The 7756-nt window shown below is 62.2% G+C and carries 8 protein-coding genes; all 8 read left to right on the forward strand.

Translation table 11 applies throughout. From position 1 onward, the window contains the following. Positions 1 to 11 precede the first annotated feature (11 nt). Positions 12 to 932: a type VI secretion system-associated protein TagF gene (tagF, locus tag FS665_RS20690; RefSeq protein WP_145192800.1), complete on the forward strand. Its 921-nt coding sequence runs from the start codon at positions 12 to 14 to the stop codon at positions 930 to 932. Then, positions 932 to 3424, forward strand: a complete 2493-nt coding sequence (gene tssM / locus FS665_RS20695; protein ID WP_145192802.1) for a type VI secretion system membrane subunit TssM — start codon at positions 932 to 934, stop codon at positions 3422 to 3424. The genes tagF and tssM overlap by 1 nt, the downstream gene beginning before the upstream one ends. Before the next feature lie 107 nt (positions 3425 to 3531). Continuing rightward, positions 3532 to 4050: a type VI secretion system tube protein Hcp gene (locus FS665_RS20700; RefSeq protein ID WP_028687575.1), complete on the forward strand. Its 519-nt coding sequence runs from the start codon at positions 3532 to 3534 to the stop codon at positions 4048 to 4050. Positions 4051 to 4151: 101 nt separating this feature from the next. Then, a complete protein-coding gene (tssA, locus tag FS665_RS20705) occupies positions 4152 to 5246 on the forward strand; it encodes a type VI secretion system protein TssA (RefSeq protein ID WP_145192804.1) in 1095 nt (364 codons plus the stop codon). Positions 5247 to 5281: 35 nt separating this feature from the next. Next, positions 5282 to 5536, forward strand: coding sequence for a PAAR domain-containing protein (locus FS665_RS20710; protein WP_145192806.1), 255 nt, complete (start codon positions 5282 to 5284; stop codon positions 5534 to 5536). Between the two features lie 11 nt (positions 5537 to 5547). Continuing rightward, positions 5548 to 6672, forward strand: a complete 1125-nt coding sequence (locus FS665_RS23760) for a hypothetical protein (protein WP_256675118.1) — start codon at positions 5548 to 5550, stop codon at positions 6670 to 6672. 56 nt (positions 6673 to 6728) lie between these two features. Then, the gene (locus tag FS665_RS20720) at positions 6729 to 7529 is read left to right on the forward strand and encodes a hypothetical protein (protein WP_145192808.1); all 801 of its coding nucleotides are present in this window, start codon (positions 6729 to 6731) and stop codon (positions 7527 to 7529) included. Positions 7530 to 7565: 36 nt separating this feature from the next. Then, positions 7566 to 7756, forward strand: a 191-nt coding sequence (locus FS665_RS20725) for a hypothetical protein (protein WP_145192810.1), incomplete at its 3' end; no start/stop codon positions are given.

Raw genomic sequence — 7756 nt, forward strand, 5'->3', positions numbered from 1 at the left:
GCTTCAGGCCTATGATCGGATGTTTCGGCAAAGTCCCAGCCAGCGCCGACTTCGTCAGCCTCAACGGCGCCCTGCCAGAGGTCTGCGAGTTCGATCTGTGGCTGCAAAACGGCCTTGGCCGGATGCAGGCGCAGGCAGACTGGCGCGAGCGTTTCGATGCCCTGCCGGTGTGTTTCTTCTGCTACCGCAGCCGCGCCGGCCAGTGGCTGCTTGGAGGCTTCATCAGTTCGCGCGATACCAGCGGTCGGCGCTACCCGTTCATGGTTTTCCAGAGCATCCGCACCGCCAGCGACGCTCGCTTCGTCAGCCCGCACATCCTCTGCGAGCTGTTCGCCGCTCAGATCAAGCCGTTGCTCATGCAGGCTGCCCAGGGCGCCGACATGAGCGAACTGTTCAACCGGGTAAAAGCCATGCGCGGCTGGACCTCCCAAGACCTCGACCTGTACCGCCGGGTGCACGAGAAATTTCTCCACGACTTCAACCTGCGCGACGTGGCCCGGCCGCTGCGCCACAGCTACCCGGAATTCGACACTCAGGCCGGCATGGCCAGTCTGTACCGCCTGCGCACTGCTCTGCAGCAGGCCCACACGGCGCCGATCTGCCTGCCGCTACCGGCCCAGAGCGGACTCAAACGCCCCATGGCCGACCTCTGGTGCACGCTGCTGTCGCGCCTGCGCGGCAGCGCCGGCATGCCCGACGTCAGCGTACTCGTGGATAACTTCATGCGCCCCGGGCTGCTGTGTTTCGCCTCTCGTGGTAACGACGAGATCTACCGGCTGCTGACCGGCGTTGCAAGCAGCAGCGAACGGCATGACCTGCTGGACCCTATGCCGTACGCATCGGCTGGCAGCCCCCTGGCGCTGCCAGCCGATGACCTGGCCCTGAACGATTTCATAGAGCGCTTCGCCAGCGCGCGGGACGAACAGTATTGATGAACAGGCTCAAGTATTACTTCTTCAAGTATCAGCCGTACGTGCTCGGCGTGGTGTTTTTCCTGGCCATCTTTCTGGTCTGGATCGTTGGCATGGGACTGGGCTTTGCCTCGCTCTCCAGCCTGCTGGCCGGCCTCTGCGTTTTCGTGCTGCTGTCTGCCCTGTACGTATTGCTGATGTACCGCGGGGTTTCGCAGCACCACGACCTGGAAGCCCTACTGCGCGAGGACGCTGACCAGGCGGTGCTCAATGCCACCCCGCAGGACCGGGAAGAAGTCAGCCTGCTGCGCGAACGCCTGCTGCAAAGCATCGAGCGCCTGCAAGGCAGCGGCAAAAGCAAGGTCAACAAGAATGCGCTGTACGCCCTTCCCTGGTACCTGGTGATTGGCCAGCCGGCGTCGGGCAAGAGCACCATGCTCTACCAGTCTGGTCTTACCTTTCCTTACGCTGAACGTGAAGGCGCGCGGGTCGCCGGCCTTGGCGGCACGCGCAACTGCGATTGGTTCTTCAGCTCCGAAGCGGTGCTGCTCGACACGGCTGGCCGCTACATGGACAACCAGGAAGAAGCCGGCAAATGGCGCGCCTTCCTCGGCCTGCTGCGTCAACACCGCCAGCGCCGTCCGCTGAACGGCTTGATCGTCGCGGTCAGCATCGAAGATATCCTGCACGCCGGCGCCGATGCCCGTGAACGCCTGGCAAAGCGCTTGCGCGAACGCATCCAGGAAGCCCATGAGCTGCTGGAACTGCGCCTGCCGATCTACCTGGTGTTCACCAAGTGCGACCTGCTGCCGGGCTTTACCCACTTCTACCGCCAGCTGGACGCACACTCGCGTGACGAAGTCATGGGCAAGACCTTCAGCCACCAGGGCTTCGAACAGTCCGACTGGAGCATGCGCTTTGCCACCGCCATGAATGAGCTTGTCGAGCACTGGCAGGCGCTCGCCGACCAGCAACTGTTGCAGCAGGACATCCAGCTGACCCGTCGCGACCCGGTCGCCTACAGCTTGCCGCTGGAATTGGCAGCCATCAAGCCGCTGCTCAACACCTTCGTTGCCGACCTGCTGCGGGCCAACCCGTACCAGAGTGCCGAGCTGCTGCGTGGTTTCTATTTCACCAGTGCCCTGGATGCCGACGAACCAGCCAACGGCCGGTATGCCAGTCAGGTACGCGAGCGCTTCGCCCTAGCCGCGCCGAGCAACGGGGCAGCGGCAATCAGCCAGGCCGAGCCACTGTTTATCGCCAGCCTGTTCCGCAAGGTGATCATTCCCGACCAGCACCTCGTGGCGCTCTACACCAGCAACCGCCGCGAACACCGTCGCAAAGCCGCTTGGGTCGGCGCGGCCAGCCTGGCCAGCCTGCTACTGTGCCTAGCCTGGGGCTGGTCGTACAGCAACAACAAGGCGGCGATCCAGGCCGTGGCGGCGAACCTCGACAGTGCCCGCCAGCAGGATGCTGCTGCCCGCCAGCAATACACCGCCTGGCACAGCCTCGATCAACTGCGTCAGGCCGCCGCCGAGCTGTACGCCCGTCACCATGGCGAAGGCGTGCCGCTGAGCATGCGCATGGGCCTGTACAGCGGTCATGAGATCGAACCGTTCGTGCGTCAAGCGTATTTCGCCCAGCTGGAAAAGATCATGCTCAAGCCCACCGCCGACAACCTGACCCGCTCGCTTTACCTGCTCAGCAGCATCAAGATCTACCAGCGCAACGCATCGCGCCTGGAGACCGTGAGTGGCATCGACAGCGTCGAGCCACGGGCTCTGCCGGTGGACAACCGCGCGCAGTCGGTGGCCACCTTCGGCCAGACCACTCTGGACACCTACCTGATGCTGTCCAAGGCCCAGCGCGAACAGGCCCAGCCAGCCGTGCTCAAGGCACGTATCCCGGACTACTGGTACCCGGCCATCAACAAGCAAGTGCCACGCCCGGCCGGGCAGGCGGCGCAAGCTTCCAGCGAGGGCGATGACTATCAGTTCGCCGGGCGCCAGATCGCCTTCTACAGCGACCAGATCCGCGAACCGGACGTGCCACGCATCCTTAACAATGCGTTTCTGGTTTCCAGCTCGCGCAACTACATCAACAGCCTGCTGAGCCGCTCGCTGCGTGCCATCGAGACCATCACGTTGGAGTCCGACACCCTGTTCGCCTTTGGCCGCGCCGATTTCCAGAGCCTGGAAGCCGCCGGCCAGCGTCAGCTGAGCAGCATCGCAAACAAACTGCTGAATACCCCCAACGTCGGCAAGATCGTGATCACCGGCCATGCCGACCAGATCGGCGACCGCCAGAGCAACCTGCAGGTTTCGCGGCAACGGGCGCAAACCATCAAGACCTACCTGGTGGGCAAGGGCCTGCCGGCAGAACTGGTCGATGCGGTGGGCGAAGGCAGCAATAAACCCTTGGTGCGCTGCAACATGCAAGCGCCGCGCGCCGAACTGATCCAGTGCCTTGAACCCAACAGGCGCGTCGAGATCGAGGTCCGGGCACTTGATTGATGCCCGGTCTCAACACGACGCCTGCGGCTGCTCCGCAGGCGTCAAACTCAGGGCAGGTCCAAGTACTGGATCAAGGAAGCCCTTTACACCTATGGAGAAAAGTAAAAATGGCATTTGACGCTTACCTCAAGATTGACGGCATCCCAGGCGAAGCTCTGGATGACAAACACAAGGACTGGATCGAAGTGCTGGGCTACCAGTACGGCGCTACCCAGGCGACCTCGGCCACCGCCAGCTCGTCCGGTGGCGCTTCTTCCGAACGTGTCAATCTGAGCGACTTCACCATCCGCAAGTACGTCGACAAAGCCTCCGCCAAGGCCTTCGAAGCGTGCTGCAAAGGCCAGCACATCAAGGAAGTGGTGCTGAACGTGAACCGTGCCGGTGGTGACAAGGTGACCTACTTGACCATCACCCTGGAAGAAGTCGTGATCTCCTCGGTCAACTTCCTCGGCAACCTGCCGCTGGACGGCGAAGCCAAAGCTGAAAGCGACCTGCCGATGGAAGAGATCAAGTTCAACTTCTCGCGCATCAAGACCACCTACACCCAGCAGAAGCGTTCCGATGGCGCGGGTGGCGGCAAGGTTACTGGCGGTTGGGACCGTTCGCTGAACAAGGTCTACTCCTGAGCCTGACCTGAGCTGGCGCCGACAACGGCCAGCTCGCCAGAGGGTCCCGTGCCTGCAAGGGCACGGTGACCTTCCTTTCACCTTTGCACACAGAGCCGTCCATGCACGACATTCTTGACGACCTTTCGCTGTCTGCCCTGCGTACCCCGATTGACGGTGGCGCTGGCGAGGACCTGAGTTTTTCCAGCCTGTTCGATCAGATCAAGGAAGCGCGTCGCGCCGATCCCGAATACCTGACCCAGGGCGACTGGCAGACTGACCTCAAGCAGGCCGACTGGGAGCAGGTGATCCAGCTGGCTGCCGCCGGCCTCACCGAGCACAGTAAGGACCTGATGCTGGTGGCCTGGCTGAGTGAAGGCCTGGCTCACAGGAAGCAGTTTCCGGGCATCCGTTTTTCCCTGGCGGTGGCGCAAGCCCTGCTGGAAGATTTCTGGGACACGCTCTACCCCTCCCTCGACGAGGGCGTAGACGAGCGTGCTACCCGCCTGGCGTGGTTGACCACCACGCTGACCGAGGTGGTCCGCACCCTGCCGATCACCCAGGGGCAAGGCTACAGCCTGCTCAAGTATGAAGAGTCGCGCCAGGTCGAGAACCTGGCCCGGCAAAACCCGTCGGCCATGCATCTGGCCCTGGAAGATGGCAAGATCAACGCCGAACTCTTCCAACGCTCGGTGGTGATGACCGATACCGAGCACCTGCACGTATTGCACGCGCAAATCAGCGAATGCCTGGGCGCCTGCCAGCAACTGCAGACCACGGCCGATAACGCGTTCGGCCATGACGCGCCGAGCTTTCTGCCCCTCAACGATGTGCTGGTGCACGCCCGACAGCTGGTGGAACGCCTACTCAAGGAGCGCGGTGTAGAGTTGGCACTAGCTCCAGGGGCGTCGGCCGAAGAAGCAGCACAGCCCGAACTGCCGGCAGCAGCCGGTGCGGCGCCGGCCGCTGCACAGCGTAGCCACAGTGCCCCGTTGCGAACCGTACCACTGAACCGTGAAGAAGCCTTCACTCTGCTCCAGGGCGTGGCGCAGTTCTTCAAGCAGACCGAGCCGCACAGCCCGGTGCCGTACCTGGTGGAACGTGCCATCAAGTGGGGCAACATGCCGCTGGAATCCTGGCTCAACGATGTGATCAAGGACAGCAGCGTGGTCGATGGCATTCGCGATGTGCTCGGCACCCTGCAACCACGTGACTGATTTGTGGTCCTAGCCGGCTGAAAAGGAGTTTCGACATGCGTCCGATCATTCTCTTGAACGACCCTACCGACCGTGGCGGAATGGTCGTGCAGGCCTCCTCTTCGACCTTGGTCAACGGCCGTGCCGTGGCCAGGCTCGGCGACAAGGTGATGTGCCTGCACGGTGCCTGCGTGATTGCCAGCGGCGATACCACCACCCTGGTCGACGGCATGCCGGTGGCCCGCCATGGCGACAAGACCGCCTGCGGCTCCAGCCTGATCGCCACCAACAGCGACACTGGAATACTGTAAGGACTACCAGCATGTTGAAACCCTCCGCCCAGGGCCATCGCTCATTGTGGGACGTGATCGGCGAGCGCCGCGAGCAAGCGCAGCGCTTGGCGCCGCCACCACGCCCGCGCGCCGAGTACGACACCACCCGCATTGGCCTCAGTGCTGCCTGGCTGTGGCTGCCCAACCTGACCCCGGCCGAGGCCAAGGCAGGCAAGGCACTGGGCAAGGTCAGCGCCGACTTCGAGCACGACCCGCGGCTGGTCACCCCGGCCGGTCATCGCCACACCGTGCGGCGCATTCGCGCAGGCAGCGCCCGTGCCGAGGTCAGGCCCCTGCCCAGGGCCCTGCAGTTGCTGCACGCCATGCTTGGTCAGTGGCACGACTTCGCCGGCAGCCTGGACTGGGACCAGACCCATGTGGTGGTGTTCGCCCCCACCGGCATAGATGCGGACCCGTGGCTGGACGCGCTGCTCGAAGCCTGGCCGTTCGACTACTTGCCAGGCCACGGTTTTAGCGCCCCCGAGCAGACGTTCGCCGCCTGGTTGCCGTGGGCCCAATGCAACGAGCTGGAAGCCGCCAACCTGCTGTGTATAGGCATCGACAGCTGGGCCACGGTAGACCGTGCCGGCAGCGTGAAGGGAGAGCGCATGGCCGGTGAAGCGATCGCCGTGCTCAACCTGCAACGCATCGACCTGGCCAACCCCGAGGCCAATGCCCGCTGGCAGCTGCACCCCGCCGTGGCCCACGACCACGGGCCACGCGCGCTATTGCCGCGCAGAGGCTGCGGTGGCCTGGAACAGCTGAGCGAGCAGCTGTGCGCACAAAGCGGCATTGCATTGACTGACGTGAAGGCTTTGGTTACCGACGGGCACCACGATGACAACCGCCTTGAGCACCTGTACCAGCTGCTCAACACCCACCTGCCCGACTGCGACCTGCAGCAGCATGTGATCGGCCATGCCCTGCTGGCAGGCGAATATGCATCGGGCATCATCGAGATGAGTGCACTGGCGTTGGCCTTGCAGGCGGCCAACAGCCTGGAAGGCGCAGTGCTGGTACTGGATCGCCATGCATCGACACAGACCCAGGGTTGGCTGCTGGGGCCATTGCAGGTGGCGGTTGCCGAGCCGCGGCCGAGCGAGGGCGCTTTATGATCAGGTACGCCAGTTGTGCGTTTTTCCTGGCGTTAGTCGGTTGTGGCGACTCGAGCATGACCGGGGAAAAGCCCACCATACGATTTGAACTTGACGCACCTGTCGAGAATGCCTTCGCGGGTTCATCTGGGCAATTTCAGAAGGATTGCATGCTACGGCTGTGCATGTACAAGTACTCACTGACGTTCAGCGAGCCTCTTCGTGCAAACCTGGAAATCATGTCCGACGCAGGCATTTTGAAATTCGATGACATGGTCAGCACAACGCTCACCACATTTGAAAGCAATATCGTTAACAGCGCCAGAGTAACGCTAGGTGGCGTGCATGAGGACGCCGAACACGCTCAAGCCATGAAGTATTATGAGCAGTTACTCGACAAGCTAAGTGCCGAGGGCTGGCGTCGATTCATCTTTCAAGATGAAGCCAGGATAGCAGGGGCTGAAGCCAGAAATTTTGAAGACAAATACTCCGTTCTGGGCAAACCCGTCGGCACTGGCCCTTGGGCGGACCCTGCGCTAAGACACACTCAGGAAGAGTGGATCTCGATGCGCATGTTCACAACTCTGTATCTTCAGAAAAACGGTGTTTATCTCATGCTCCGCTTACAACGTTGGAACAATAAGGACGCGCCCCAACAAAAGGGTTCTTACTTGTTCACATTAAAGTTTGAGTCGGAAACTGAGTTCTACAGAGGTTATGTTGAAGGTGAAGAAAACCGCAAAAACTGGAAAGCTCTTGTACCTGCCGAACTCAAACGCATGGCCCACGAACGCGCCCAAACCGAAGCACGCCTGAAACAAATGGGCATCGCTATCGATGAGGACTACCAGGACCCGCCCATCAAGGCTCTGGAATAACCACCCGATCAGCCCCCACTCAGGAGACCCTTTGTCATGGACCTGACCTTCGGCACCCCGCTTTCGCAAAGCGGCCGCCTGCTGCAACTGACCACCCCATTGGGGGCCGACCAGCTGCAGGCCCTGCGCGCCCACGGCGTCGAGCGCATCGGCCGCACCCCGCGTTACACCCTCGACGTGCTGGTGCAGGACACCGAGTACGACCCGGAAAAACTCATCGGCCAGCC

Origin of the sequence: Pseudomonas sp. URMO17WK12:I11, from assembly GCF_007677725.1 — a bacterium.
GTDB lineage: Bacteria > Pseudomonadota > Gammaproteobacteria > Pseudomonadales > Pseudomonadaceae > Aquipseudomonas.

Coding starts and splice junctions, on each gene's coding strand:
- tagF (WP_145192800.1), top strand. CDS start 12: ATGATCGGATGTTTCGGCAAAGTCCCAGCCAGCGCCGACTTCGTCAGC.
- tssM (WP_145192802.1), top strand. CDS start 932: ATGAACAGGCTCAAGTATTACTTCTTCAAGTATCAGCCGTACGTGCTC.
- FS665_RS20700 (WP_028687575.1), top strand. CDS start 3,532: ATGGCATTTGACGCTTACCTCAAGATTGACGGCATCCCAGGCGAAGCT.
- tssA (WP_145192804.1), top strand. CDS start 4,152: ATGCACGACATTCTTGACGACCTTTCGCTGTCTGCCCTGCGTACCCCG.
- FS665_RS20710 (WP_145192806.1), top strand. CDS start 5,282: ATGCGTCCGATCATTCTCTTGAACGACCCTACCGACCGTGGCGGAATG.
- FS665_RS23760 (WP_256675118.1), top strand. CDS start 5,548: ATGTTGAAACCCTCCGCCCAGGGCCATCGCTCATTGTGGGACGTGATC.
- FS665_RS20720 (WP_145192808.1), top strand. CDS start 6,729: ATGACCGGGGAAAAGCCCACCATACGATTTGAACTTGACGCACCTGTC.